This window comes from Tabrizicola sp. YIM 78059 (assembly GCF_004959785.1).
GTDB lineage: Bacteria > Pseudomonadota > Alphaproteobacteria > Rhodobacterales > Rhodobacteraceae > Tabrizicola > Tabrizicola caldifontis.
The window spans coordinates 1-491 of the sequence record NZ_SJZH01000070.1; the positions used below are offsets into that span (position 1 = coordinate 1).

Genomic DNA, 491 nt, shown 5'->3' on the forward strand with positions numbered 1-491 from the left:
TTTGATGGCCCTTCGGTAGAAACGCCTGAGCTCCGGGTCGAACTGCGACCGCAGGGCGAGGACCGATTTGCCATCCATATGACCGACAAAACAACCGGCCGACAGGTAGACTACGCGTTTGACGGCGAGGGTGCGAACGATCCGGAACCGTTTCTGATTGTCGAAGGCCGCTACTGCGATACGTCGGTCATCCTGCTGACGATCGAGTTTCCTTGGCGGCATTCGTTGCCGCAATACTCCCGTGTCCTTGACACCTACGCCTTTCGCAGATCGGACTTGGCGTATATCGATATGACGGCTGGGCCAGTGACCGACATTTCGATGCGCGACAGCTCTCAGATTGAGACCGAAGACATGCCAATGCAACCACCGATTCTCGTTGAATGCATCTCAGATCACAGCGCCGGCCTGTTCCAGTTCGAAATGACAACAATGGATTAGGGCGATATTGCGGTGGAGATGGGGTGGATGCCGCTCTCCCCTGACGGCAT

Annotated in this window: 1 protein-coding gene; it reads left to right on the forward strand. The window is 56.2% G+C overall.

Translation table 11 applies throughout. The features are described from left to right. A partial coding sequence (locus EZM81_RS18075; RefSeq protein WP_211195455.1) for a hypothetical protein occupies positions 1-441 on the forward strand: 441 nt, incomplete at its 5' end. Positions 442-491: the final 50 nt, after the last annotated feature.